This is a genomic window from Mesorhizobium sp. ES1-4 (assembly GCF_020164745.1).
Taxonomy (GTDB): domain Bacteria; phylum Pseudomonadota; class Alphaproteobacteria; order Rhizobiales; family Rhizobiaceae; genus Mesorhizobium.
The window spans coordinates 361637-386314 of sequence record NZ_JAIUGV010000001.1 but is presented as its reverse complement, the minus strand read 5'-3'; the positions used below and the strand labels follow the sequence as shown (position 1 = coordinate 386314).

Sequence of the window (24678 nt, the reverse complement as noted above, 5' to 3'; positions counted from 1 at the left end):
AGGCTTATTTAAGCTCCATTCGAGCCGCTACAAGTCACGTTTCGGGCACCTGCTCAGGCGACTTCGACCAGGTCGGGTTCGAAGCCTTCGAACGTCATCTGGTCGGCATATCTAAAGGTCAGGTCGACCGCCGGCTGGTCATGCACCGTCCAGGTGATGACAGGCATTTTGAGCTTTTCGCGCACGAATCTGACAAACCGGTTCGGCAGGTCGCCAGCGGCATAGGAGATAAAGGCGAGTTCGTGCGCCAGCATGGAAAAATGCGCTTCGATCAGCTTGGTGTCCTTGCCATATGCGGTCAATCCGGCCGGAATGCCGGGCGCATGTTTGGGGAAATCGCGGATCAGCCAGTGATCGAACGACATGATCGCCGCCTTGCCCCTGTAGCGGTTGAGCACCTTGCCGACGCGCGCCACGAGGCCTTCGTCACGGCCGGGAATCCCCTTCAGTTCGACAACCATGGGCACCCGGCCATCGACGAGGTCGAGTGCTTCCTGCAGCGTCGGCACGTGATCCGTCGTGCCGCCAACCTTGAGCGCGGCCAGTTCGGCCGCGCTGCGTTGCCAGACGAAACCGTCCTGCCCGGTCAGCCGTTGCAGATCGTCATCATGTATGACGACGGGAACGCCATCCGACGACAGGTGCACGTCGCATTCGATCGCGTAGCCTCGTTCGGCAGCGGCGGCGAAGGCGGAAAGCGTGTTTTCCCAGCGCGTCTTGTTCATGTCGTGAAGGCCGCGATGGGCAATCGGCCGCGCCGTCAGCCAGGAGAGGTCGGTCATATCCGCACCTTCCCTCATTCGACTTCGAAGATCGCTTCGATCTCCACCGCGGCATCAAGCGGCAGGGAGGCGGTGCCGACAGCGGAGCGTGCATGCTTGCCGCCTTCGCCAAGCGCGGCAACCAGGAAATCGGAGGCGCCATTGGCGACCAGATGCTGCTCGATGAAGCCGGGGGCCGACGCCACGAAGACGGTGATCTTCACCAGACGGCGGATCTTGTCGAGGTCGCCAAGTGCCGCCTTGGCTTGCGCCAGGATATTGATGGCGCAGTATTTTGCCGCATCCTTGCCGGTTGCCGTATCGACGTCGCGGCCGAGCAGGCCGGTCGCCTGCAGCTTGCCGTCCTTCAGCGGCAATTGTCCTGCCGTGAACAGCAGGTTTCCGGTTCTGCAAAAGGGTACGTAGTTGGCGGCGGGCGCGGCGGCAACAGGAAGTGTCACGCCGAGATCCGTTAGCCGCTTTTCGATTGTTTCACTCATTGCTTTTCCCTATTGCTGGAAGCTGCCGGGCTGGCGGGGCCGAAATTGCTATTTTTGCCTCGCTTCCGCCACGACTTTTTTTAAGCTGGACCATCTTTCCCTGCGGCCTGCATCAGCCGCGACGATCGGAGTACCTCATGCGCGCAACGCGCCTTGCATTCCACGCCGTTCTGTTGTCCGCGCTCTTTCCCGTGGGCTCCGCTTTCGCCGTACCGGCGCTGCAGGCACATCGCGCCGTCTACGATCTCACCCTCAAGAAGGCGGACGATCGGTCCGGCATCACCGGCATCAGCGGCCGCATGGTCTACGAGTTCAATGGCTCGGCCTGCGAAGGCTATACGGTGAAATTTCGTTTCGTCACCCAGATCGCCACCAGCGACAACACGAAGCTGACCGACCAGCAGACCACCACCTTCGAGGACGCGGAAGGCAAGACGTTTTCTTTCGTGACGAAGTCCTACGTCGACCAGAACCTCGACAAGGAGGTCAAGGGCGTCGCGACAAAGAATGCCAAGGGGCTGAAGGTCGAGATCGAGAAGCCGGAGAAGAACAGCCTGGAGCTCGCGGCCACCCAGTTTCCGACCCAGCATCTGGTCGAACTGATCGGAAAGGCCGAAAAGGGCGAAAACTTCTACCAGACCAACTTGTTCGACGGCTCGGAGGACGCCAACAAGGTGATGACGACCACGGTTGTCGTCGGCAAGAAGACCGAAGCCGACAAGGCCGATCCGGAAGCTCCGGCGCTGGCCAAGCTCGCCACCGACAAATATTGGCCGGTCGACATCGCCTATTTCGACGACAGCGCCCAGGGCGGCGAGGAAGTGCCTGAATACCGGATCAGCTTCAAGCTGCACGAGAACGGCATTACCCGCGATCTCGTCATGGACTATGGCGACTTCTCCATGACCGGCAAGCTGGTCAACCTGTCGCTGTTCGACCAGACAAAGCCTTGCCCGGTGTCGAAATAGCAGCGATGCGCGAGTGAACCGGCCGCGGCGGACTTGATGGCGGTCTATGTCGATGCGGCGATCTGGAAGTGGGCCGGCCACCGCTGGTGCCATCTGATGGCCGACGACACCGACGAACTGCACCGGTTTGCATCCCAGCTCGGCGTGAAGCGCTCGTCCTATCAGGGGCCGCCCAGGACATCGGCTCCCCACTATGACATAACCGGCTTCGAGCGCGACCGCGCGGTACGGCTCGGCGCCATCGAATGCAGCCGCGAGGAGATCGTCGCAATCTTCCGGCGCGTTCGGGTACCCAACGGAAAGGTAAAGCGCTAAGGGCAGGGCGCGGATCGTCGCATGTGACGCCACGGATGCCGCGGCGCTTGCGTTTATCGCGCTTCCCCTCTATATGCGCGCTCATTCCACACACGGACTTTGGTGTCTGCCCGGGAGAAATCTGGCTGAAACCTCCGGTGGCGTTAGAGGACCTCGGTCCAAAAATGCCTGTGTCCGTGGAGGCTAACCGGAAAGGAAATAAGAATGGCACTGCCTGATTTCAGCATGCGCCAGCTTTTGGAAGCTGGCATTCACTTCGGCCACCAGACCCACCGCTGGAACCCGAAGATGGCGCCCTACATCTACGGCGCCCGCAACAACATCCACATCATCGACCTTTCGCAGACGGTGCCTTTGCTGCACCAGGCGCTGAAGCAGGTGTCTGATACCGTTGCCAAGGGCGGCCGCGTGCTGTTCGTCGGCACCAAGCGCCAGGCGTCGGACATCGTCGCCGATGCCGCGCAGCGTTCGGCTCAGTACTACGTCAACTCGCGTTGGCTCGGCGGCATGCTGACCAACTGGAAGACGATCTCGAACTCGATCCAGCGCCTGCGCAAGCTCGACGAGATGCTGGCCGGCGAGGCGCAAGGCCTGACCAAGAAGGAACGCCTGAACCTCGACCGCGAGCGCGAGAAGCTCGACAAGGCGCTCGGCGGCATCAAGGACATGGGCTCGACGCCCGACCTGATGTTCGTGATCGACACCAACAAGGAGGCGATCGCCATCCTCGAGGCGAAGCGCCTGGGCATCCCGGTCGTGGCCATCATCGATTCGAACTGCGATCCGGACAAGATCGACTTCCCGATCCCCGGCAATGACGACGCGGCCCGCGCCATCCAGCTCTATTGCGATCTGATCGCCAAGGCCGCGATCGACGGCATCGCCCGTCAGCAGGGCGCGCTCGGCGTCGACATCGGCGCTTCGGTCGAAGCTCCGGTCGAGCCGGCGCTCGATCCGGCTCCGGCGTCGGAAGCCCCCGAGGCTTGATAATCGAAGGCCGGTCAACGGCCTTCATCTTTCTCATATTTTGGCACGCTAAACAGACGCACCATCGAATACCGATGGTGCGTCGGTGCATTCTAGACAAAGAGGCGACAATGAGCATTTCGGCTGCACAGGTCAAAGAACTCCGCGACTTGACCGGCGCGGGCATGATGGACTGCAAGGCGGCGTTGAACGAAACCAACGGCAACATGGAAGAGGCCGTTGACTGGCTGCGCAAGAAGGGCATCTCCAAGGCCGACAAGAAGGCCGGCCGCACCGCCGCCGAAGGTCTGATCGGTGTCGATAACGGCGTGCGCGAAGCCGCCGTGGTCGAGGTGAATTCGGAGACCGACTTCGTCGCCCGCAATGCCGCCTTCCAGGAAATCGTCGCCCACGTCGCCAAGGTGGCGCTTGCCTACGGCGCGACCGAGGCTGTTGCCGCCGCCAAATATCCGGGATCCGACAAATCGGTCACCGACACCATCAAGGATGCGGTCGGCACGATCGGCGAGAATCTGGGCTTCCGCCGTTCGGCCAAGCTCACCGTTCCGCATGGCGCGGTTGCGAGCTACGTCCACAATTCGGTTGCCGACGGCCTCGGCAAGCTCGGCGTGCTGGTCGCGATCGAGACCACCGGCAACGAGCATGCGGCCAACGCCTTTGGCCGCCAGGTCGCCATGCATGTCGCCGCCACCAACCCGATGGCGCTGACGGCGGAGCAGATCGACCCGGCCGCGGTGGAACGTGAAAAGGCGATCTTCTCCGACCAGGCGCGCCAGTCCGGCAAGCCGGAAGCCATCATCGAAAAGATGGTCGAGGGCCGGCTGCGCAAGTTCTATGAGGAAGTCGTGCTCTTGAAGCAGGCTTTCGTGCTCAATCCCGACATCACCGTCGAGCAGGCGCTGAAGGATGCCGAGAAGGAAATCGGCGCTCCCGCCAAGATCACCGCCTATCTGCGTTTCGCGCTCGGCGAAGGCATCGAGAAGGAAGAGACCGATTTCGCGGCGGAAGTCGCGGCGGCGGTGAAGAAGTAAGCCTATCGCTTTATTATGAAAGCCTTTTTCGGCCGGATGTCCGCAGGGATGTCTGGCCGATTTCGTTTGCGATGTCGAAAGAGCATTCAATTTCGACGTCATCGCGCCCGGCGCGGATGCGTGGAAGCGGCCCGGCTCCTCGATCGCGGCAACTGATCTAAAAAGCCTGGAATTTTGCACAAGGGCGCTGCGTGACATCGCTGCGCCCTTCGTGTATCCGGTCAACCCGTCATGACAGCACCGCCGGGTGACGCAGGAGGTCTTTTTCGCCTTCGGAGCTTGCCGCGCCGGGATTTTTCGAGGAACCAGATGACGGTGAAGCCCCTCTACCGACGTGTTCTGCTGAAAGCTTCTGGCGAAGCGTTGATGGGCGAACAGCATTTCGGCATCGATGTCTCGGTCGTGGACCGCATCGCCGCCGACATCGCCGAGGCGCGCGCGCTGGGCATCGAGGTGGGTGTCGTCATCGGTGGCGGTAATATCTTTCGCGGTGTGGCGGTCGCCTCAAAAGGTGGGGACCGCGTCACCGGCGACCATATGGGCATGCTTGCCACGGTCATCAATTCGCTGGCGCTGCGAACCTCGCTGAACAAGATCGGTGTCGATGCCGTCGTGCTGTCCGCGATCGCCATGCCCGAGCTTTGCGAGAGCTTCTCGCAACGCCAGGCGACCGCTTACATGAACCAGGGCAAGGTGGTGATCTTCGCCGGCGGCACCGGCAATCCGTTCTTCACCACCGATTCGGCCGCCGCGCTCCGCGCGGCTGAAATCGGTGCCGACGCGCTGTTCAAGGGCACCCAGGTCGATGGCGTCTATTCGGCCGACCCGAAAAAGGACCACAATGCGACGCGTTTCGAGCGCATCAGCCACGCCGAAGTCATAAAACGCGGCCTTTCGATCATGGATACGGCCGCGATTGCACTTGCGCGCGAAAACAACATTCCGATAATCGTCTATTCGATCCATGAAAAGGGCGGTTTCGGCGATATTCTGAGAGGCGGCGGCCGTTGTACGGTGGTCGCGGACGAGTGATCCGGGGCCTTGCCCCGAAGCAGTGAACCCGCGGCAGACGGGTCGAGGAGACTGGAAATGAGTGGTGAGTATGACGACCTCAAGCGGCGCATGGATGGGGCAATCGCCGCGTTCAAGCATGATCTGGCCTCGCTGCGGACCGGTCGCGCCTCCAGCAACCTGCTCGACGCGATCCAGGTGCAGGCCTATGGCACAACCATGCCGATCAATCAGGTGGCCAACGTCACCGTGCCTGAGCCGCGCATGATTTCGGTCTCGGTCTGGGACAAGTCGATGGTTGGCGCGGTCGATCGCGCGATCCGGGAATCCAATCTGGGCTTCAATCCGATCGTCGACGGCACCAATCTGAGAATTCCGCTGCCGGAGCTCAACGAACAGCGCCGCAAGGAACTCGTCAAGATTTCGCATGGCTACGCCGAGAACGCCCGCGTCGCCGCCCGCCACGTGCGCCGCGACGGCATGGATTTCCTGAAGAAGGCGGAGAAGGACGGCACGATCAGCGAGGACGATCAGCGCAAGCGTTCCGATCAGGTCCAGAAACTTACCGACGAAACCATCAGCACCATTGATCATCTGCTTTCCGACAAGGAAGCTGAAATCATGCAGGTTTAGGGTTGGCCCCTGGCTGACCCGAAAGCGAGATCATGACAACGCCCGCGCATGTCGCGATCATCATGGATGGAAATGGACGCTGGGCCAAGGCGCGCGGCATGCCGAGGCTCGCGGGTCATCGCGCCGGCGTCGAGGCACTGCGCAAGGCGGTGCGGGCCGCCCCCGATCTCGGCATCTCCTTCCTGACCGTCTATGCTTTTTCGTCGGAGAACTGGTCGCGGCCGAAATCCGAGGTCAGCGACCTTATGGGCCTGTTGAAGCTGTTCATCCGCCGCGACCTTGCCGAGTTGCACCAGAGCGGCGTTCGCGTCAGGATCATCGGCGACCGGGCAGGACTGCAGACGGACATCAGGGGACTGCTCGAGGAAGCCGAATCGCTGACCATCCACAACACCGCGCTGACGCTGGTGATCGCCTTCAACTACGGCGGGCGCGACGAGATCGTCCGGACGGCACGCAAGCTGGCCGAGGCGGTGGCTCGCGGTGACATCGACAGCGAGGCGATCACTGCCGAAAGCTTTGCCGGCTCTCTCGACACGCAAGGCATCCCAGATCCAGAGCTGGTCATCCGCACCAGCGGCGAGCTTCGCCTGTCCAACTTCCTCTTGTGGCAGGCTGCCTACAGCGAACTCGTCTTCCTGCCGTGCTACTGGCCGGATTTCAACCGCGAGCACCTCGCCGAGGCCTTGCGCGAATTTGCCAGCCGTGAGCGCCGCTTCGGCGGACTGGGTCCGCAAGACGTCGCTTCGCGGCCTGCCGCGGGATGAGCAACCTCCAGCTGCGCGTGATTTCGGCGGTGGTGCTCGCCATTGCCGCCCTTGGCCTGACCTGGCTTGGCGGCCTGCCTTTCCGGCTGCTGTGCGCCGCCATGTCGGCAATGATCTTCTATGAGTGGACACGCATGTCACGGCCCGCCCCCGCCGACGGGCTTGGTTTGCTGCCTGAAGCGCTGATGGTCATTTTTGTCGGCGCCTTGATTGTTGGCCTGCCCGCATTGTGGCTGCTGCCGCTCGTCGTGGTCCTGGTTGCGCTGACGGCGACCACCGCGGGGGTTCGCAAGACCGGCCAGTGGGACGCCGGCGGCGTTGCCTATGCCTGCGTGTCGGGCTTGTCGCTCGCTCTGCTGCGAGACGGCGACCATTCGGGTCTCGTCGCCATCCTGTTCCTGTTCGCGGTCGTCTGGGCGACCGACATTTTCGCCTATTTCGTCGGGCGCGCCGTCGGCGGCCCCAAACTGGCGCCGTCGATTTCGCCAGGCAAGACGCGTAGCGGCGCGTTCGGCGGGACGGTCGGTGGCGTCGTCGCCGGGCTTCTGCTGGCGGCCGTTGCCGGCGCCAGCAACCTGCCGTTGCTCGGCCTGGTAGCGTTCGTGCTTTCGGTTGTAGCGCAAGCCGGCGACCTCTTCGAATCCTGGGTCAAGCGGCGGCACAACCGCAAGGATTCGGGCGTACTCATCCCAGGCCATGGCGGCGTTATGGACCGCGTCGACGGGCTTGTCGCGGCGGCTCTCGCCTTGTACGTCATTGGATGGATTTCGGCGGGCGCCGATCATCCGGCACAGGGGCTGTTTCCTATTTGAATGGTGTCGTTCCACGATCTGGCGCGGACGTGCCTTGGATTCGCCTGGATTGATGTCACAGTCACGGCGCGACCGCGGAAGAATTCGAGGGGCCTGAGTTGAACGAGATTCTTCACGCGATTTTCAGCACCGATGGCCTCTTTATCGGTACGCTCGTGCCGTTTCTTTTCGTGCTGACCGTGGTGGTTTTCGTTCACGAGATGGGCCACTACCTCGTCGGCCGCTGGTGCGGCATCGGGGTCAGGGCTTTCTCGATCGGCTTCGGTCCCGAGCTCATCGGCTTCAACGACAGGCATGGCACGCGCTGGAAGCTTTGCGCCATACCGCTTGGCGGTTATGTCAAGTTTGTCGGCGACATGAGCGCCACCTCCAGCCAGCCCACATCCGAAGAGCTGGAAACGCTGACCGACGAGGAGCGCAAGGTTGCCTTCCACACCCAGGCGATCTGGAAGCGCGCGGCAACGGTGGTGGCCGGGCCGCTGTTCAATTTCTTGCTGACGATCGTGGTCTTTTCCGTGCTGTTTGCATCCTATGGACGTTATGTCGCGGAGCCCATGGTGGCGGAGGTTACCGCCGACAGTCCCGCGGCCAAGGCCGGCATTTTGCCTGGCGACCGATTCGTCAGCGTCGACGGCAGCAAGGTCCAAACCTTCGGCGACGTGCAGCGGCTGGTCTCGGGCCGGGCCGGCGACACGATCACCTTCGTCATGTTGCGCAACGGCAAGGAGGTCACGGTGACCGCGACGCCGCGGCTGATGGAGCAGGAGGACGCGCTCGGCAACAAGGTCAAGGTCGCGGTGATCGGCGTCGTCAACAACAAGGAACTCGGCCAGCCTCGTCTCATCACATACACCCCGGTGGGAGCGGTCGCGGCGGCGGTCGAGGAAACAGGGCATGTCATCGAGCGCACGGGCCAGTTTCTGCAGCGCTTCGTCGTCGGGCGCGAGGACAAGTGCCAGTTGGGTGGCCCAGTCAAGATCGCCGACATGGCCGGCAAGGCCGCCAAACTCGGTTTCGAGTGGCTGGTGCAACTGGTCGCGCTGCTGTCTGTCGGGATAGGCATTCTAAACCTTTTGCCGATTCCCCCCCTCGACGGCGGCCATCTGTTGTTCTACGGGGTGGAGGCCGTCATGCGCCGGCCGGTGTCGGAACGGATGATGGAAATGGCCTATCGGGCCGGTCTGCTTCTGGTGCTGTGCTTCATGGGGTTCGTGTTCTGGAACGATCTCTTTGGGTGCTGAAATCATGAAGGAATTCGGCCTGCGCATGGTCGATGTTGAGACGCCGTTTACCATGCACGGGGATATGAGTGACGCGAAAGCCACGCAACACGGTTAAGTAAATACAAATTAACCAGAAGCCTTGCGTGTAGGGAAAATCCGGTTAATACGGTAGGGGAAATGACCGCACGTCCGGTTTTCTCGCCGTGGGGACTACGAGAAAAGGTTATCAAGCCCGATGAAGGCAGCATCCAAGTTTCTAAACGCCGCGTCAGCGGCGGCACTGTCCGCCGCTCTGGTTGTACCGGGTGCGCTCGCAGTGCAGTTCGTTGCCACATCGGCGGCCCAAGCCGCTGTCGTAAGCAGGGTGGAGGTGAGCGGCAACCAGCGTGTCGACGCCGATACCATTCGCAACTACATCACCATCAAGCCCGGCAAGGCCTTCTCCAGTTCCGACGTCGACAGCGCGGTCAAGGCGCTGTTCGGCACCGGCCTGTTCTCGGATGTCCAGATCAACCAGGTCGGCTCGACCCTGGTGGTCAAGGTTTCGGAGTACAAGGTCGTCAATCAGGTTCTGTTCCAGGGCAACAAGAAGCTCAAGGACAACGCGCTTCAGGCGGCGGTTCAGCTGAAGCCGCGCGGCACGTTCTCTCAGGCCACGCTCGATTCGGACGTCGAGGCGGTCAAGGCCGCTTACCGGCGCATCGGCCGTGACGATGCCGGCGTCACCACGCAGATCATGGAGCTCGGCGACAACCGCGTGAATGTGGTGTTCCACATCACCGAAGGTGACCGCACGCAGATCGCGGCAATCAATTTCGTCGGCAACAGCGCCTATTCCAGCCGCCGCCTGTCGGACGTGATCAACACCAAGCGCTCTTCCTGGGTCTCGTTCATCCTGCGCGACGACGTCTATGACGAGGACAAGCTGCGCGCCGACCAGGAGCTGCTACGCCGCTTCTACTACAATCACGGCTATGCCGATTTCCAGGTCGTGTCCGCTGTCGGCGAGCTCGACAACGCGACCAACAAATACACGGTCACCATCACCGTCCAGGAAGGCGACCGCTATAATTTCGGCGACGTCAGTGTCGAGAGCACGATCCCGGAAGTGGACTCGAAGTCGCTTGAATCGGTGGTCGAGACCCGCAAGGGCGATGTCTACAACGCCAAGAAAGTCGAAGACACGATCGTCGCGCTGACCGAGAAGGTGGCCGGTTCGGGCTACGCCTTCGCGCAGGTGACGCCGCGCGGCGACCGCAATTTCGAGAACCACACCATTTCGGTGGTCTATACGGTCGACCAAGGCACCAAGGCCTATGTCGAGCGCATCGAAATTCGCGGCAACGACCGTACGCGTGACTATGTCATTCGCCGCGAATTCGACGTCAGCGAAGGCGATGCTTTCAACCAGGTGCTCATCCAGCGCGCGAAGAAGCGACTGGAAAACCTGAATTACTTTGACAAAGTCGATATCTCGACGGTACCCGGCTCCGCGCCCGACCAGGTCGTGCTGGTGGTCGACGTGGTCGAGAAGTCGACGGGTGAATTCTCGGTTGGCGCCGGCTACTCGACCGGCGGCGACACGGCCGGTCCGTCCGTCGAAGGATCGATCACCGAGCGCAACTTCCTCGGCCGTGGCCAGTACATCAAGCTGTCGGCGGGTGGCGGCAAGAATTCGCGCGACTACAGCCTGTCGTTCACCGAGCCGTATTTCCTCGGGCGGCGCATCGCCGCCGGCTTCGACATCTACAAGTCGACGAGGCAATACAAAAACAACTACGACAGCGATACCACGGGTGCGACGGTGCGCTTCGGTCTGCCGATCACCAACAGCATTTCGACGCAGCTAGCCTACAACATCTCGCAAGAGAAGTACAAGCTGGACAGCAATTGCGATGCCAATGGCGACGGGATTCCTGACGCCGGTTGTACAATTTCGCCCGCCATCTTGGATGGCATCGATCAAAGTCCTTGGATCAAGTCGTCTATCAGCCTGGGGCTGGTCTACAACACGATCGATGACATGAAGAACCCGCATGAAGGCATCTATGCCAATACGACGGTCGAAGTGGCCGGACTTGGTGGTGACGCCAAGTTCGTGAAGCTTACCGGGCGCGGCAGCATCTACCAGACGCTGTCCGAGCAGCTTGATCTGGTTGGGCTGATTTCAGGCGGCGCCGGTCATGTCGAGAGTTACGGCAATAACGGTACTCTGCGCATCTTCGATCAGTTCCAGAGCACCGACCGCATGATCCGTGGCTTTGCGTATAATGGCATCGGCCCGGTGGACCCGAATACGGGTGACCATCTGGGGGGGGTGACCTATTTCAATGCCTCGGCCGAAGCGCAGTTCCCATTGCCGGTCGTTCCCGAGAGCTTCGGACTGCGCGGTGCGGTGTTTGCCGACGCAGCGACGCTCTACGGCAGCAAGATCAGCACGTCGGTCGATCAGAGTTCTCTCGATATGAAGCTGCGCGCCTCGGTGGGCGTCGGCCTGATGTGGGCCTCGCCGTTCGGCCCGATCCGTATCGACTATGCGATCCCGGTCAAGAAGGAAGCCACCGACGACGTGCAGGAATTCAACTTCGGCATATCGACCCGCTTCTGATCGGCGGCCAACGATGCTCCCGGGTGTTTTGAATCCGGGAGAAATGTTCCGACCTAGCTGGATATAGCTTCTGGAATGACCGATCCGGTGTTCTTCGCGCCATCACGCCGGTATACGGCGGCCGAAGTCGCGAATCTGACCGGCTCGGTGCTTGTCGATTCCGGCCAATCCGACGTTGCGATCGAAGCCTTGGCGCCAGCCAATGAAGGCGGCACCAATGCGCTGGTCTTCGTCGACGGCAGGCGCAATTCCGCGCTGATGCCGTCGCTGCGGGCAGCGGCGGTGCTGTGTCCGGCGGAGTTCGCAAACAAGGCGCCCTCCAGCGTTGCCGTCCTCATTCATCCGCGGCCACAACAGGCTTTCGCGCTGGTTGGGCGCCTGCTGTTCCCGACAGCCGCCACGCCGGGGCCTATGACCGGCGAAACCGGTGTTTCGCCGCATGCCCATGTCGACCCAACCGCGCATGTCGAAACCGGTGCTATCATCGAGGCCGGGGCAGTCGTGGGGCCAGGCGTCTCGATCGGCAGCCGCACCGTCATTGCGCCCAATGCCGTCATCGGACAGTCCTGCCAGATTGGCCGTGACGGCTATATCGGCCCAGGCGCCAGCATCCAATACGCACTGATCGGCAATCGGGTCATCATCCATGGTGGCGCCAGGATTGGCCAGGACGGGTTTGGCTTCGTCGGTGGCGCCAAGGGGCCGGAGCGTGTTCCACAGATCGGTCGCGTCGTGATCCAGGACGATGTCGAGATCGGCTCCAACTCCACCGTCGATCGTGGCGCCATGTCCGATACGATCATCGGGCAAGGCACCAAGATCGACAATCTCGTGCAGATCGCCCATAACGTCCGCATCGGCCGCAATTGCATAGTGGCCGGGCTTTCGGGTATTTCCGGTTCCGTGGTGGTGGGTGACAATGTCACCATGGGCGGCGGCGTCGGGCTTGCGGATCATCTGACGATCGGTACAGGTGCCAAGCTTGCCGCCAGAAGTGGGTTTATGAGCAATGTGCCCGCCGGCGAGATATGGGGTGGCTATCCGGCACAGCCGATGGCGGAAGCCATGCGAGAGATAGCCATGTTGCGCACGATGGCCAGGGCACGCAAACAGGGCAAGGACAATGGCTGACATGGTGGCGGGGACAACGCTGGAAGCGGTCGACATATTGGGGCTGATGAAGCTCCTGCCGCATCGTTACCCCTTCCTCATGATCGACCGCATCGTGGACATCGATGGTGACGATTCCGCCATCGGTATCAAGAACGTGACCATAAACGAGCCGCATTTCCAGGGGCATTTCCCGGAACAGCCGGTGATGCCGGGCGTGCTGATCGTCGAGGCCATGGCGCAGACGGCCGGCGCCATCTGCATCCGCAGCCTCGGGGCGTCGAAGCCGTCGCTGGTCTATTTCCTGACCATCGACAACGCCAAATTCCGCAAACCGGTCGTTCCCGGCGACCAGTTGAAGATCCATGTCAAGAAAATCAAGAAGCGCGGCAACCTGCTCAAATTCGCCTGCGAAGCCCTGGTCGAAGGCACCAAGGCGGCCGAGGCCGAGATTTCAGCCATGATGGTCACCGGCGACTGACAATCGAGTGCCCATGAAAATCAAGACGTCAATCCATCCTTCCTCCGTCGTGGAAGAAGGCGCCCAAATCGGCCAGGGTGTGCGCATTGGGCCGTTCTGCCATGTCAGCGCCGAGGCTATGATCGGCGACGGTGTCGAACTGGTCAGCCATGTCTCGGTGATGGGCGCGACCACTATCGGAACATCGACCAAGGTCTATCCGATGGCGATCCTGGGCGGACCGCCGCAGAATACCAAGCACAAGGGCGGCCGCACCACGCTCGTCATCGGCGCCAACTGCACGATCCGCGAAGGCGTGACCATGCATGTCGGCACCGACACCAGCCGCGGCGAAACGACGGTCGGCGACAATGGCAACTTCCTCGCCTATGCGCACATCGCCCATGATTGCGTTGTCGGCAAGAACGCGACCTTCGCCAATGGCGCAACGTTGGGCGGACACTGCGAAATCGGCGACAACGTCTATATTGGCGGCCTCAGCGCGGTTCATCAATTCGTGCGTGTCGGCGACAACGCCTTTCTTGGCGGATGCTCGGCTTTTGTTGGCGATGTCATTCCCTATGCCATCGCGGTCGGCAACCGCGCCAGCCTGCGCGGCTTGAACATCATCGGCCTCAAGCGCGCCGGTCTACCGCGTTCCGAAATCTATCTGCTGCGCAAGGCCTATAAGACGATTTTCGACCGCTCCCGCACGGTCGGCGAGAACATCGAGTTCGCCAAAGCCGAGTTCGCCTCGTCGCCGACGGCGATGAAGATCATCGACTTCATCACCAGTCGCGGCAAACGGCATTATGCGGTGCCATCGCTCAAGAGCGGCGATGGCGACGATACCGATGACGAAGGCTGAAACAGCCGCGGCTGGTCTTGATCTCCCGCCTGATGCCAGGGTCGGCATCATCGCCGGCGGCGGCAGCCTTCCGGTCGAAGTCGCTGCCGGTCTGGCCGAACAGGGCCATGCGCCGTTCGTCGTGCTCATGGACGGTGAGGCCGACCGCCTGGCCGCGTTGCGCCAGTATGAGCATGAGACGCTTGCCCTGGAGGCGATAGGATCGCTCGTTCCGCTGCTCAAGCGCAACCGGATCACCCATCTGGTGCTTGCGGGCGAGATAAAGCGCAGGCCCAGACTGACACAATTGCGTCCAAGCCTCAGCCTGCTCGCCGTGATACCCGTCGTTGTCATGGCGTTGGCGCGTGGCGATGATGGGCTGCTCAAGGTGGTGGCGCGCGGGCTCGAGGCCCGGGGGATCAAGGTCGTGGGCGCCCACGAGATCGTGCCGAACCTTGTCGCCGCCGAAGGGGTGTTGACCAACGCCGCGCCTCGAAAGTCGGACTGGCGCGACATCGAGGCGGGCTTCGCCGCGGCGAAGGCCATCGGGGCGCTGGATATCGGCCAGGCGGCGATCGCGGTCGGCGGCCGGACCATTGCGCTTGAAGGCATCGAGGGCACGGCCGGATTGCTGGATCGCGCCAGGCTGCTGCGCGGCCACGGCCGTATCGCCGGCAAGACGCGCGGCGTTCTGGTCAAATGCGCCAAGCCCGGCCAGGAGTTGCGCGCGGATCTTCCTTCCATGGGGCCACAGACGGTGGAAGCGGCGCATGCCGCGGGGCTTGCCGGGATTGCCGTCGAGGCGGGACGCTCCCTGATCCTCGAAGGTCCCGCAACCCTCTCGCGGGCCAATGACCTCGGGCTGTTCATCGTCGGCCTGGCCGCAACGGAGCCCGGGCATGGCTGACAGAGCACTGAAGATCGCGATCGTCGCGGGCGAGGAATCAGGCGACCTGCTTGGCGCCGACATCGTCCGGGCGCTTCGCCAGACAACAGGGCGCGAGGTGCAACTCGTCGGCCTTGGCGGCCGCCACCTGCAGGCGCTCGGGCTGGTTCCTCCGTTCGACGCAGGCGAGGTTGCGCTGATGGGGTTCAGTGCCGTCCTGCGCGACCTGCCGCGCCTGATGCGGCGGATCGGCCAGATGGCAGGCATGGTTGCGGACGCCAGGCCGGACTGCCTAGTCACCATCGACAGTCCCGATTTTTCGCTGCGCGTCGCCAAAAAGGTGCGCGCGGCCAACCCGTCGATCCCGATCGTCCACTATGTCTGCCCGAGCGTCTGGGCATGGCGGCCGGGCAGGGCGGTGGCGATGAAGCCTTATGTCGACCACATACTGTGCATCCTGCCGTTCGAAGTGAAGGAACTCGATCGGCTGGGCGGGCCGCCGGGCACCTATGTCGGGCATCGCCTGACGCATGATCCGGGGGTGATGTCGGCGGCCAAGGCGCAGGCCCAGACGCGTGATCTTTCACCGGATCGCGTGAAGACGCTGCTTGTCCTGCCCGGCTCGCGGGGCGGCGAGGTGCGGCGGCTGCTCGAGCCGTTTGGCGAGACAGTGTCGATGTTGCGGACACGCGGCCATCGGCTCCGGCTGATGCTGCCGACGGTGCCGCATGTCGCCGATACCGTGCGGTCCGCGGTCACGCGCTGGGACGAGAAACCCGAGATTATCCTTGAGCCTGAGCGCAAATGGCAGGCCTTCGGCAAGGCCGACGCGGCGTTGATCGCGTCGGGCACGGTCTCGCTGGAACTGGCATTGTCCGGGGTGCCGATGATCTCCTGCTATCGGCTCGACCCGGTCGCACGCGTCGTCGCGCCGTATCTCGTTTCCGTCTGGTCGGCCCTGCTGCCCAACCTGATCTCGGATCGCGCGTTGATCCCGGAGTTCTACAACGAGTACGTCAAACCCAACAATCTGGCGCGTCAGCTGGAAGCGCTGTTGGCCGACACCGGCATGCGCGCCTCGCAGAAGGACGGGTTTGCCGAGATCTCACGGCGCATGGCGACGGACAAGCCATCCGGTGAGATCGCAGCGGCTGTCGTGATGCGGTACGTGAAGAGAGCGGGCAGTCAGTAGCGAGTAGTGAGTAGTGAGTAGTGAGTAGTGAGTGGAATGCCGATCCTTCACTACCCACCACTAAACTTCACCTCTTGGCGATCGGCACGTAATCGCGCTCCGGCGCGCCGGTGTAGAGCTGGCGCGGGCGGCCGATCTTCTGGCGCGGATCCTCGATCATTTCCTTCCACTGCGCGATCCAGCCGACGGTGCGGGCGACCGCGAACAGCACGGTGAACATGGTGGTGGGGAAGCCAAGCGCCTTCAGCGTGATGCCGGAATAGAAGTCGACATTCGGATAGAGCTTCTTCTCGATGAAATAGGGATCGGTCAGCGCGATCTTTTCCAGTTCCATCGCGATGTCGAGCAGCGGATCGTCCTTGATGCCGAGTTCGCCGAGAACCTCGTGCGCCGTCTTCTGCATGATCTTGGCGCGCGGATCGTAGTTCTTGTAGACGCGGTGGCCAAAGCCCATCAGGCGGAACGGGTCGTTCTTGTCCTTGGCGCGGGCGATGAATTCCGGGATATGATCGACATGACCGATCTCGCCCAGCATGTTGAGCGCTGCTTCATTGGCGCCACCATGGGCCGGGCCCCACAGGCAAGCGATGCCGGCGGCAATGCAGGCGAACGGGTTGGCGCCCGAGGAGCCGGCGAGGCGAACGGTCGAGGTCGACGCGTTCTGCTCATGGTCGGCGTGCAGGATGAAGATGCGCTCCATGGCGCGCGCCAGGACCGGGTTGATCTTGTATTCCTCGCACGGCACGGCGAAGCACATATGCAGGAAGTTTGCCGCGAAACCGAGATCGTTCTTCGGGTAAATAAAGGGCTGGCCGATGTGGTACTTGTAGGCCATGGCCGCGATCGTCGGCATTTTGGCGATCAGGCGCATGGACGCAACCATGCGCTGGTACGGGTCGGAGATGTCTGTCGAGTCGTGATAGAAGGCCGACAGCGCGCCGACCACGCCGCACATCACCGCCATCGGGTGCGCGTCGCGGCGGAAGCCGGTGAAGAAGCGCGACATCTGCTCGTGCACCATGGTGTGGCGCGTCACCCGGTAGTCGAAATCGTCCTTCTGCGCCTTGGTGGGCAGCTCGCCGTAAAGCAGGAGGTAACAGACTTCGAGGAAATCGCCGTGTTCGGCCAGCTGGTCGATCGGGTAGCCGCGATGCAGGAGGATGCCGGCATCACCATCGATGAAGGTGATCTCCGACTCGCAGCTTGCCGTCGAGGTGAAGCCGGGGTCATAGGTGAAGGCGCCGGTGGTGCTGTAGAGCGAGGCGATGTCGATGACGTCAGGTCCGACCGAGCCGCTTCGCACCTTGAATTCATGGGTCTTGCCGGCCAATTCCAGCGTTGCCGTGGCTTCCTGGCTCTTGGCGCCCACATCCAGTTTTTTCGCAGCTTCGGTCATTGCAAACTCCTTCTTGTTTCCTCATGCCGGCAAAGGCAATTCCGCAGAGCGACACGTCGAAATGATCGCAATGCGCGTATTCGCCACCGCATTCCAGGAGGTGCGTGCCAGATTGGGCCAGAGCCTAATGTTGCACTGCGAAACGCGCCTTTCAATGCCAATCTTCTTGGGCCAGTTTGCTCCTAATCGATTTGATCCGCTATACGCGCGAGGCTTTCCTCACGCCCCAGCACGGCCAGCACGTCGAACACGCCCGGCGAAGTGCTTTTGCCGGTCAGGGCAGCCCGCAGCGGCTGGGCCACGGCGCCAAGCTTGTGGCCGCCAGCCAGCGCATAGCCGCGGATCGCGGTTTCGGCCGTGGCGGCTGTCCAGTCGCCCGAAAGCGCGTTCAAAGCTTTGTGAGCGCCGCGCAGGATCTCGCGGGCATCGTCATTGAGCAGGAGTGCTGCCTTGTCGTCGATCGGCAGCGGCCGCTCGGCAAACAGGAAGCCGGCGCCGTCGACAAGCTCGACCAGCGTCTTGGCGCGCTCCTTGAGGCCGGGGAGTGCCGCCAGCAACTGTGCCTTGTTCTTCTCGTCGAGGCGCGCCGCCATCGCCGGGCCGCCCTCCAGGTAGGGCAAGGTGGCGATGAAGATATCGAACAGCTCAGTGTCGGCCATGCGGCGCATATGCGCGCCGTTGATCGCTTCCAGCTTGGCGAAGTCGAAGCGCGCCGCGCCCTTGTTGACGTCGCCGATGTCGAACCAGGAGATCATGTCCTTGATTGACATGATCTCGTCGTCGCCGTGGCTCCATCCCAGCCGCGCCAGATAGTTGAGCAGCGCCTCCGGCAGATAGCCCATGGCGCGATAGGCCTCGACGCCAAGCGCGCCATGGCGCTTCGACAGCTTGGCGCCGTCAGCGCCATGGATCAGTGGGATATGCGCCATGGAAGGCACTTCCCAGCCCATGGCGTTGTAGATCACGGTCTGGCGTGCGGCGTTGGTTAGGTGATCGTCACCACGGATGATGTGGGTGACGCCCATGTCGTGATCGTCGACGACGACGGCATGCATGTAAGTCGGGTTGCCGTCCGAGCGCAGGATGATGAAGTCGTCGAGATCCTTGTTGGGGAAGCGCACCTCGCCCTGGACCCGGTCCTGCACCACGGTCTCGCCCTCAGTCGGTGCCTTGATGCGGATGGCGCCCTTGACGCCGGCGGGCGCCTCCGAAGGGGCGCGGTCGCGCCAGTGGCCGTTGTAGCGTGGCGGCAGGCTCTTGGCGCGTGCCGCCACGCGCATCGCCTCGAGCTCGGCTGAAGTCTCGTAGCTGTAATAGGCCTTGCCCAGACGCACCAGTTCCTCGGCCACCTCGCGATGGCGCGGCGCACGCTCGAACTGGGAGACCGCATCGCCGTCCCATGACAGGCCTAGCCAGGTCAGGCCGTCGAGGATGGCTGACGTGGCCGCATCGGTCGAACGCTCGCGATCGGTGTCCTCGATGCGTAACAGCATCGTGCCGCCGGTGTGTTTTGCGTAGAGCCAGTTGAACAGCGCGGTGCGCGCGCCGCCGATATGCAGATAGCCGGTCGGCGAGGGGGCAAAGCGGGTGATGACCTTGTCGGGCATGGAACTCTCGGAAAACGTCTGAGGCTGGATGCGGGTGCGCGGACTTTCGCGCTTCGCGCGTTCATGTAGCATAGGGGGTCGAGGGCGCAAGGGGCAGACCCGATGACTGGACGAGGCCGGGGCTCGGATGGGGGCGAGGGCGCCATTGTCGGCGTCAGCGAGAGGTCCCTGTTTGCGACGCCTCCGGCGATCCCACTGCCGCCGCCGCTCGTGGCCGCGCCCGCGACCCAGCCGCTACAGACGGACTTGCCGTCGCCCGCTCCATCTTCTGTCGTACGCGGGATTGTGCGCGTGCGCCGGCAAATCGGCCTGATATCAATGCCTCGCCTGCACCACGGCGTGGCCGAGGCGGCGGAACTGGAACTCGACCGGGGTGTCGCCTTCCTGCTGGTGCCGGTCTGTCTGGCCGTTGGGGTGGTCGGCTACTTTTCGCTGGCGTCCGAGCCAGATTTTGCACAGCCCATCGCAGTCGTGATGCTGGCGACGGCCTTTGCCTTCGTGTCGCGCTCCTGGCCGAAAACCCATCTGTGTTTCATGGCAGTGCTGTTGTGCGCGCTGGGCCTGCTCGCGGCGAAGGTCGAAACATGGCGAGCCGGAACCCGGATGCTGGGCTCCGAAATCTCGACGCAACTGACCGGCCGCGTGGTCTCGCTCGAGGGGATGGAGACCGGTCGCGTCCGGATGACCATCGACGTGATTTCGACGGCCCGGCCGAAACTGCGCTACGCGCCGGAAAGGGTCCGGCTCTCGGCACGCAGGATACCGCCGGAGATGACCGCAGGCTCGCTCATCACCGGCTACGCCAAGCTGCTGCCGCCGACCGGTCCGGTGCGGCCGGACAGTTACGACTTCTCCTTCGAGAGCTATTTCGCCGGCATCGGCGGCAGCGGCTTCTTTCTCGGCAATCCGACCGTTGTCTCCGCCGATGACGGCGAGATGCCGCTGTCGTCACGCCTTTTTTCCAGCATCGAAAATGCCCGCGAAGCGATCGCCGACCATATCAGGGGCAGCATTGGCGGCGCCGAAGGCGAGATCGCGGCGGCGCTGATCGTGGGCGTGCGCGCCGGCATCCCCAATGAAATCAACGAAGCAATGCGGCGTACCGGCATCTATCACATCATCTCCATTTCGGGACTGCACATGGCACTGGTGGCCGGCACCATCATGGGTCTGCTGCGCGGTACCTTCGCACTGTTTCCAGGCCTTTCCGCGCGCCGGCCGGTAAAGAAATACGCGGCCGCCGCCGCGCTTTTCTCGATCGCTGCCTATCTCGTCATCTCCGGCGTCGTCGTCGCCGCCGAACGCAGCTTCATCATGCTGGCGGTGATGCTGTTCGCCGTCCTGTTCGATCGCGCTGCGCTGACCATGCGCAACCTGGCGATCTCGGCGATCGCCGTCATCCTGGTTTCGCCGCACGAGGTTGTCGGCCCGAGCTTCCAGATGTCGTTCGCGGCAACCGCGGCCCTGATCGGCGCCTATGCCGGCTTGGCCGACCACCGCGCGGGAAAGACAAGGCCACCGCCACCGAAACGAACCCTGCCGGGGTTGCTGACGCGAAAATTCCTGCTGGCGACAGGTGGATTGGCCATGACGTCCATCATCGCCGGCAGCGCCACGGCGTTGTTTGCCATCTGGCATTTCCAGCGGGTGTCGCCGCTCAGCCTGTTCGCCAACCTCGCCGTCATGCCGATTGTGTCGGTGGTGATGTTCCTGGCTGTCGCCAGCGCCGTGCTGATGCCGTTCGGGTTGGATTGGCCGGCTCTCTACCTCATGGGCAAGGGCCTGACGGCAATGATCGCGGTATCGGCATGGATATCCGAGCGCTCTCCGATCGATGGGGTCGGGCTGATTTCGCAGCAATCCGTGCTGCTGGTCACCGTCGCTCTGGTCATCGCGACGATGGCGACGACGTGGCTGCGCCTCGCGGCGCTTCCATTCGCGCTTGCCGGCTTGTTGACCGTGTCGCACACACGCCCGCCCGATGTGCTGATCTCGGAAGATGCGCGGCTTGTCGCGCTGCCGATCGGCAATGGCGAACTGGCCGTCAATCGGGAACGTCCGAACCAATTCGCAACCGACAACTGGAAACGCGCCCTGGTCTCCGAAACGATCGTCAAACCGGAAATGTTCGACAAGACAGACAGGCAATTCGACATCGCCAGTCCCACCGACCTGCCGCAAGGATCGCCTTTCTATTGCCGTGAAGGCCTGTGCCTTGCCAGGCACCCTTCCGGCGCCATCATCGCCTATGTCGAGGATCGCAAGAACACCTGGAAGGCCTGCGCTTTCGCGGACCTGATCGTCGTCAACGACGTGACCGCATATGACGCCTGCCACAACCCGCTGGTTCTCGTCGTCACGAAACGGCAACTCGCCCGCAAGGGGAGTGCCGCTGTCTTCTTCGATCCCCGGTCCGCCACGACCCCGGCTGCGATCGAATTCGCTGTCGACGGACCATACCGGCCCTGGCACGAGCAGCGAAAATTCTCACGCGAGGCGAGGGGGCTGCCGCCCTATAAAAGACCCAACAGCAAACCCGCTCAGTAGCGCCTGATCAACCCGACCAGCTTGCCTTGTACCTTGACCCTGTCCGGTCCGAAGATGCGGGTTTCATAGGCCGGGTTGGCGGCTTCGAGCGCGATCGAAGCGCCTTTGCGGCGGAACCGTTTTAGCGTCGCTTCCTCCTCGTCGACCAGCGCCACGATGATTTCGCCCGGACTTGCCGTATCGGCATTGCGGATGATGACCGTGTCGCCATCGAAAATACCGGCCTCGATCATCGAGTCGCCCTTGACCTCCAGCGCATAATGTTCGCCGCCCATGATCATGTCCGGCGGCACCGAGATCGAATGTGTCTGATGCTGGATGGCATCGATCGGCACACCGGCGGCGATACGGCCCATGACCGGGATGGACACGGCCGAAACCGCATCGTCGTCGTTACCGGCCGCTGGCAGACGCGAAGGCGCAGCAGCCGGCCTGACCTGACGGCCGAGATTGCCTTGGCCAAGGCTACCCTGGATGACGCTTGGCGAGAATTTCTTTGCCGCATTGAGACCCGGCGCGATCGAGTCCGGCAACCGCAGCACTTCCAGCGCGCGCGCCCGATTGGGTAGCCGGCGAATGAAGCCGCGTTCCTCCAGCGCCGTGATCAAACGATGGATCCCCGACTTGGAGGCAAGATCGAGCGCTTCCTTCATCTCGTCGAAGGAGGGGGGTATCCCGCTTTCCTTGAGCCGTTCGTGGATGAACATCAGCAGTTCATGTTGCTTGCGTGTCAGCATGGCGGCCCCCAAGGCATTGAACGAGAGGTCTGAAACCAGAATCGAAAAAACAAACCCAGAACAAACACTATCTGTTCCAGTTGTGTTCCGCAACCGTTTAAAGTTTAATGAATTTGTTAAGGCGTCCGTAGTTTTTTGCTGGCGACAGCGGGCAGAAACCGATCCTCGGCGGCATCGACAGGCGCATTGAAATCGCTTGGTTAACGGCCTGTGGTCTATCCGTTGACGAGCTTTGGCGTCAGGCTTTGGAAAGCTTTCCCCGGGGGCCACTAATCGTGGAACGAAACGAAACCAAAACGCCAACTGTTGCCAACTTCGGGACGGGGATGGATCAGGCGTTTGGCGCACTTCGGCCGGCGCGGGCGGCGTATTTGGTCGCGCCGCTGTCTTCACTGTGAACATAGACGTGCAGGGTATAGCCGATATGCGCCGTCATCAGCGCCTTGGCTCGCTCGACATCACGATCGAGTGCCGCTTCCATGATCGCTGTGTGGTGTTCGATCGCGATCGCCTCGCGCAGTGCCTCCATTGCCTCTTCATAGCCTTCCTTGAGGCCAGCCGCGGCCCGCAGTGTCGGCGCCAGACCAAGAAAGCGATGATGCCGGCGCAGCTGATCCGAGATTGTCGAGCGGAACCGCAGCAGCCAGTTGCATGTGGCGGCGCTCAGCAGCGCCGCATGGAAAGCATCGTGGTTCTCGTCCCATTTGTCGACGGCCGCATCCGAGGGATCGTCGACGGCGGTCTTGCAACGGGAGAGCCGGTAATGGGCGGTGACAACGGCATCCTCCCACTCCTTGCCGCCTTTCTCCATCGCTTCGAGGAACAGGGGGATCTCGACCACCATCCTGGCGCGTGCCAGGTCCTCAAGTTCGGCCCGCGACACGGGTGCCACGGCAAAACCGCGATTGCTGATGGTGGTGACCAGGCGTTCGGCCTCGAGCCGCGACAAGGCTTCGCGCAACGGTGTCCAGCCGACGCCATAGGTGCCGCGCAGCGCGCTCAGCTTCAGCGGAGCCCCGGGCATGAGGCGCGTGGTCAGGATGTCGCGCCGCAACAGCTGATAGGCTGCCTCCGTCTTTGTGGAACTCGTTTGATCCTGCATCGCGGTCCGTCCGTCGCTCGCAGAAATTATATATGATGTGTGGTCATAGCAAGAATTATATATAATGTTTGACACAAGCGGACGCACTGACCATGATCGCCGCAGTAGCCGCGCTGCAAGCGGCGGCGCTGATCAAATCTGGGAGGAAATGATGTTGAAGTCGAAATCCGCTTGGTTGTCGGGCTTGTTCCTGGCTGGCGCGTTGATGAGCGCCGGCAATGCCGCCGCCGACCAGATACGCATCGGCATCGCCAATTTCGGCGAGCACCCCCAGCTCAACGCTGCCATAGCCGGCTTCAAGAAGGCGCTGACGGACAACGGCTTCGTCGAGGGCAAGGACGTCATCTATTCGGAGAGTCATACCAATTTCGATGCATCGCTGGTGCCGCAGATGATCGCCAAGCTGCAGGCGGAGCAGCCCAAGCTGATCTACACCATCACCACGCCGGTCTCGCAGATCGCCAAGAAAGCGCTCGCGGGCTCCGGCATTCCGATCGTCTTTGCCGCGGTCACCGATCCGGTCGCGGCCAAGCTGGTGCCGTCATGGGACTCCGGAGACGAAGGCATGACCGGCGCCAGCGATCTGCAGGATGTCGCCGCGGTGATGGCCTTCACCAAGAAGCTGCTGCCGAACGCCAAGCGCTTTGGCGTGCCTTACAATCCAGGCGAGGCCAACGATGTTGCCCTGATCGAAAAGATCAAGGCGGCGGCACCCGCGGCCGGCTTCGAGGTCGTGGAGGTCGGCATCGACAACGTCAATGACATCCAGCAACGCATCGCTTCGCTCGCCGGCAAGGCCGACGTGATCTACGGCCCGGCTTCGAACCTGATCCAGCCGGCGATCGCCGCTGTCTCCGCAGCCGCTCGCCAGGCCGGTATCCCGGTCGTCAACTCCGATGACAGCGCGGTCCGCAACGGCACCGTACCGGCAAGCTTCGCGGTCAATTACACGCAGGTCGGCATCAACGCCGGCAACATCGCGGCCGAAATCCTCAAGGGCAAGGATCCCAAGACGATCGCGCCGTCGCGCCCGGCTTACAAGGACCACATGGCAACGATCTCGCGCAAGGCGATGGCCGCCTTCGGCATCGAGATACCGGCCTCGTTGGCCGATTGCGGCTGCATCGTCGACTGACATCTGGCCGCGAGGGTGACGGCGGGAAAGCCGTCACCATCAG

General features: G+C 62.5%; 23 protein-coding genes. 17 read left to right on the top strand and 6 right to left on the bottom strand.

The window, feature by feature from the left end:
* Positions 1-53: 53 nt before the first annotated feature.
* On the bottom strand, positions 54-782 hold the full coding sequence (locus LB556_RS02005) for a glycerophosphodiester phosphodiesterase (protein WP_224562619.1): 729 nt from the start codon (positions 780-782) through the stop codon (positions 54-56).
* Between the two features lie 14 nt (positions 783-796).
* Positions 797-1261 (bottom strand): RidA family protein, encoded by a 465-nt coding sequence (locus LB556_RS02000; RefSeq protein ID WP_224562616.1) that lies wholly within the window; start codon positions 1259-1261, stop codon positions 797-799.
* A 137-nt stretch (positions 1262-1398) separates the two neighbouring features.
* Here LB556_RS02000 and LB556_RS01995 point away from each other — a divergent pair, with 137 nt between their 5' ends.
* From LB556_RS01995 to lpxB, 15 genes are all read left to right on the top strand, one after another.
* A complete protein-coding gene (locus LB556_RS01995; RefSeq protein WP_224562613.1) occupies positions 1399-2229 on the top strand; it encodes a cell envelope integrity EipB family protein in 831 nt (276 codons plus the stop codon).
* A 36-nt stretch (positions 2230-2265) separates the two neighbouring features.
* A complete protein-coding gene (locus LB556_RS01990; protein WP_224562610.1) occupies positions 2266-2544 on the top strand; it encodes a DUF4031 domain-containing protein in 279 nt (92 codons plus the stop codon).
* Between the two features lie 204 nt (positions 2545-2748).
* Positions 2749-3531: a 30S ribosomal protein S2 gene (gene rpsB / locus LB556_RS01985; protein WP_023777441.1), complete on the top strand. Its 783-nt coding sequence runs from the start codon at positions 2749-2751 to the stop codon at positions 3529-3531.
* Between the two features lie 110 nt (positions 3532-3641).
* Positions 3642-4562, top strand: a complete 921-nt coding sequence (tsf, locus tag LB556_RS01980; RefSeq protein ID WP_224562607.1) for a translation elongation factor Ts — start codon at positions 3642-3644, stop codon at positions 4560-4562.
* 309 nt (positions 4563-4871) lie between these two features.
* A complete protein-coding gene (pyrH, locus tag LB556_RS01975) occupies positions 4872-5594 on the top strand; it encodes a UMP kinase (protein ID WP_224562605.1) in 723 nt (240 codons plus the stop codon).
* 57 nt (positions 5595-5651) lie between these two features.
* The gene (gene frr / locus LB556_RS01970; RefSeq protein WP_224562603.1) at positions 5652-6206 is read left to right on the top strand and encodes a ribosome recycling factor; all 555 of its coding nucleotides are present in this window, start codon (positions 5652-5654) and stop codon (positions 6204-6206) included.
* Positions 6207-6238: 32 nt separating this feature from the next.
* Positions 6239-6973, top strand: coding sequence for an isoprenyl transferase (locus LB556_RS01965; protein ID WP_224562596.1), 735 nt, complete (start codon positions 6239-6241; stop codon positions 6971-6973).
* A complete protein-coding gene (locus LB556_RS01960) occupies positions 6970-7785 on the top strand; it encodes a phosphatidate cytidylyltransferase (RefSeq protein WP_224562595.1) in 816 nt (271 codons plus the stop codon). Before LB556_RS01965 ends, LB556_RS01960 begins: the two co-directional genes overlap by 4 nt.
* A gap of 98 nt (positions 7786-7883) precedes the next feature.
* Positions 7884-9026, top strand: a complete 1143-nt coding sequence (gene rseP / locus LB556_RS01955) for an RIP metalloprotease RseP (RefSeq protein WP_224562594.1) — start codon at positions 7884-7886, stop codon at positions 9024-9026.
* Positions 9027-9243: 217 nt separating this feature from the next.
* Complete coding sequence (gene bamA, locus LB556_RS01950) at positions 9244-11616, top strand: outer membrane protein assembly factor BamA (protein ID WP_224562593.1); 2373 nt, start codon at positions 9244-9246, stop codon at positions 11614-11616.
* Positions 11617-11691: 75 nt separating this feature from the next.
* Positions 11692-12747 carry a UDP-3-O-(3-hydroxymyristoyl)glucosamine N-acyltransferase gene (gene lpxD, locus LB556_RS01945; RefSeq protein ID WP_224562592.1) on the top strand — a complete coding sequence of 352 codons (1056 nt, stop codon included), beginning with the start codon at positions 11692-11694 and terminating at the stop codon, positions 12745-12747.
* Positions 12740-13207 carry a 3-hydroxyacyl-ACP dehydratase FabZ gene (fabZ, locus tag LB556_RS01940; RefSeq protein WP_224562591.1) on the top strand — a complete coding sequence of 156 codons (468 nt, stop codon included), beginning with the start codon at positions 12740-12742 and terminating at the stop codon, positions 13205-13207. The genes lpxD and fabZ overlap by 8 nt, the downstream gene beginning before the upstream one ends.
* A 13-nt stretch (positions 13208-13220) precedes the next feature.
* A complete protein-coding gene (gene lpxA, locus LB556_RS01935; protein ID WP_224562590.1) occupies positions 13221-14054 on the top strand; it encodes an acyl-ACP--UDP-N-acetylglucosamine O-acyltransferase in 834 nt (277 codons plus the stop codon).
* Positions 14026-14940: an LpxI family protein gene (locus LB556_RS01930; RefSeq protein ID WP_411908555.1), complete on the top strand. Its 915-nt coding sequence runs from the start codon at positions 14026-14028 to the stop codon at positions 14938-14940. Before lpxA ends, LB556_RS01930 begins: the two co-directional genes overlap by 29 nt.
* A complete protein-coding gene (lpxB, locus tag LB556_RS01925) occupies positions 14933-16111 on the top strand; it encodes a lipid-A-disaccharide synthase (RefSeq protein ID WP_224562587.1) in 1179 nt (392 codons plus the stop codon). Before LB556_RS01930 ends, lpxB begins: the two co-directional genes overlap by 8 nt.
* A gap of 67 nt (positions 16112-16178) precedes the next feature.
* Here lpxB and gltA read toward each other — a convergent pair whose 3' ends face one another.
* Together gltA and gltX are read right to left on the bottom strand one after the other, a co-directional pair.
* Positions 16179-17507: a citrate synthase gene (gltA, locus tag LB556_RS01920; protein ID WP_224562584.1), complete on the bottom strand. Its 1329-nt coding sequence runs from the start codon at positions 17505-17507 to the stop codon at positions 16179-16181.
* A 182-nt stretch (positions 17508-17689) separates the two neighbouring features.
* On the bottom strand, positions 17690-19114 hold the full coding sequence (gene gltX / locus LB556_RS01915; RefSeq protein WP_224562580.1) for a glutamate--tRNA ligase: 1425 nt from the start codon (positions 19112-19114) through the stop codon (positions 17690-17692).
* 102 nt (positions 19115-19216) lie between these two features.
* Here gltX and LB556_RS01910 point away from each other — a divergent pair, with 102 nt between their 5' ends.
* Complete coding sequence (locus LB556_RS01910) at positions 19217-21661, top strand: ComEC/Rec2 family competence protein (RefSeq protein ID WP_224562577.1); 2445 nt, start codon at positions 19217-19219, stop codon at positions 21659-21661.
* On the opposite strand, the gene lexA is transcribed toward LB556_RS01910, so the two are convergent.
* A complete protein-coding gene (gene lexA, locus LB556_RS01905) occupies positions 21655-22398 on the bottom strand; it encodes a transcriptional repressor LexA (protein WP_224562574.1) in 744 nt (247 codons plus the stop codon). The genes LB556_RS01910 and lexA overlap by 7 nt on opposite strands.
* A 331-nt stretch (positions 22399-22729) precedes the next feature.
* Positions 22730-23500 (bottom strand): GntR family transcriptional regulator, encoded by a 771-nt coding sequence (locus tag LB556_RS01900; protein WP_224562571.1) that lies wholly within the window; start codon positions 23498-23500, stop codon positions 22730-22732.
* A 151-nt stretch (positions 23501-23651) separates the two neighbouring features.
* Here LB556_RS01900 and LB556_RS01895 point away from each other — a divergent pair, with 151 nt between their 5' ends.
* A complete protein-coding gene (locus LB556_RS01895) occupies positions 23652-24635 on the top strand; it encodes an ABC transporter substrate-binding protein (protein ID WP_224563844.1) in 984 nt (327 codons plus the stop codon).
* The last annotated feature ends 43 nt before the right edge of the window (positions 24636-24678 follow it).

Bases quoted from the DNA above. Each gene is read 5' to 3' on its own strand.
- LB556_RS02005 (WP_224562619.1), bottom strand. From the start codon at position 782: ATGACCGACCTCTCCTGGCTGACGGCGCGGCCGATTGCCCATCGCGGC.
- LB556_RS02000 (WP_224562616.1), bottom strand. From the start codon at position 1,261: ATGAGTGAAACAATCGAAAAGCGGCTAACGGATCTCGGCGTGACACTT.
- LB556_RS01995 (WP_224562613.1), top strand. From the start codon at position 1,399: ATGCGCGCAACGCGCCTTGCATTCCACGCCGTTCTGTTGTCCGCGCTC.
- LB556_RS01990 (WP_224562610.1), top strand. From the start codon at position 2,266: ATGGCGGTCTATGTCGATGCGGCGATCTGGAAGTGGGCCGGCCACCGC.
- rpsB (WP_023777441.1), top strand. From the start codon at position 2,749: ATGGCACTGCCTGATTTCAGCATGCGCCAGCTTTTGGAAGCTGGCATT.
- tsf (WP_224562607.1), top strand. From the start codon at position 3,642: ATGAGCATTTCGGCTGCACAGGTCAAAGAACTCCGCGACTTGACCGGC.
- pyrH (WP_224562605.1), top strand. From the start codon at position 4,872: ATGACGGTGAAGCCCCTCTACCGACGTGTTCTGCTGAAAGCTTCTGGC.
- frr (WP_224562603.1), top strand. From the start codon at position 5,652: ATGAGTGGTGAGTATGACGACCTCAAGCGGCGCATGGATGGGGCAATC.
- LB556_RS01965 (WP_224562596.1), top strand. From the start codon at position 6,239: ATGACAACGCCCGCGCATGTCGCGATCATCATGGATGGAAATGGACGC.
- LB556_RS01960 (WP_224562595.1), top strand. From the start codon at position 6,970: ATGAGCAACCTCCAGCTGCGCGTGATTTCGGCGGTGGTGCTCGCCATT.
- bamA (WP_224562593.1), top strand. From the start codon at position 9,244: ATGAAGGCAGCATCCAAGTTTCTAAACGCCGCGTCAGCGGCGGCACTG.
- lpxD (WP_224562592.1), top strand. From the start codon at position 11,692: ATGACCGATCCGGTGTTCTTCGCGCCATCACGCCGGTATACGGCGGCC.
- fabZ (WP_224562591.1), top strand. From the start codon at position 12,740: ATGGCTGACATGGTGGCGGGGACAACGCTGGAAGCGGTCGACATATTG.
- lpxA (WP_224562590.1), top strand. From the start codon at position 13,221: ATGAAAATCAAGACGTCAATCCATCCTTCCTCCGTCGTGGAAGAAGGC.
- LB556_RS01930 (WP_411908555.1), top strand. From the start codon at position 14,026: ATGGCGACGATACCGATGACGAAGGCTGAAACAGCCGCGGCTGGTCTT.
- lpxB (WP_224562587.1), top strand. From the start codon at position 14,933: ATGGCTGACAGAGCACTGAAGATCGCGATCGTCGCGGGCGAGGAATCA.
- gltA (WP_224562584.1), bottom strand. From the start codon at position 17,507: ATGACCGAAGCTGCGAAAAAACTGGATGTGGGCGCCAAGAGCCAGGAA.
- gltX (WP_224562580.1), bottom strand. From the start codon at position 19,114: ATGCCCGACAAGGTCATCACCCGCTTTGCCCCCTCGCCGACCGGCTAT.
- LB556_RS01910 (WP_224562577.1), top strand. From the start codon at position 19,217: ATGACTGGACGAGGCCGGGGCTCGGATGGGGGCGAGGGCGCCATTGTC.
- lexA (WP_224562574.1), bottom strand. From the start codon at position 22,398: ATGCTGACACGCAAGCAACATGAACTGCTGATGTTCATCCACGAACGG.
- LB556_RS01900 (WP_224562571.1), bottom strand. From the start codon at position 23,500: ATGCAGGATCAAACGAGTTCCACAAAGACGGAGGCAGCCTATCAGCTG.
- LB556_RS01895 (WP_224563844.1), top strand. From the start codon at position 23,652: ATGTTGAAGTCGAAATCCGCTTGGTTGTCGGGCTTGTTCCTGGCTGGC.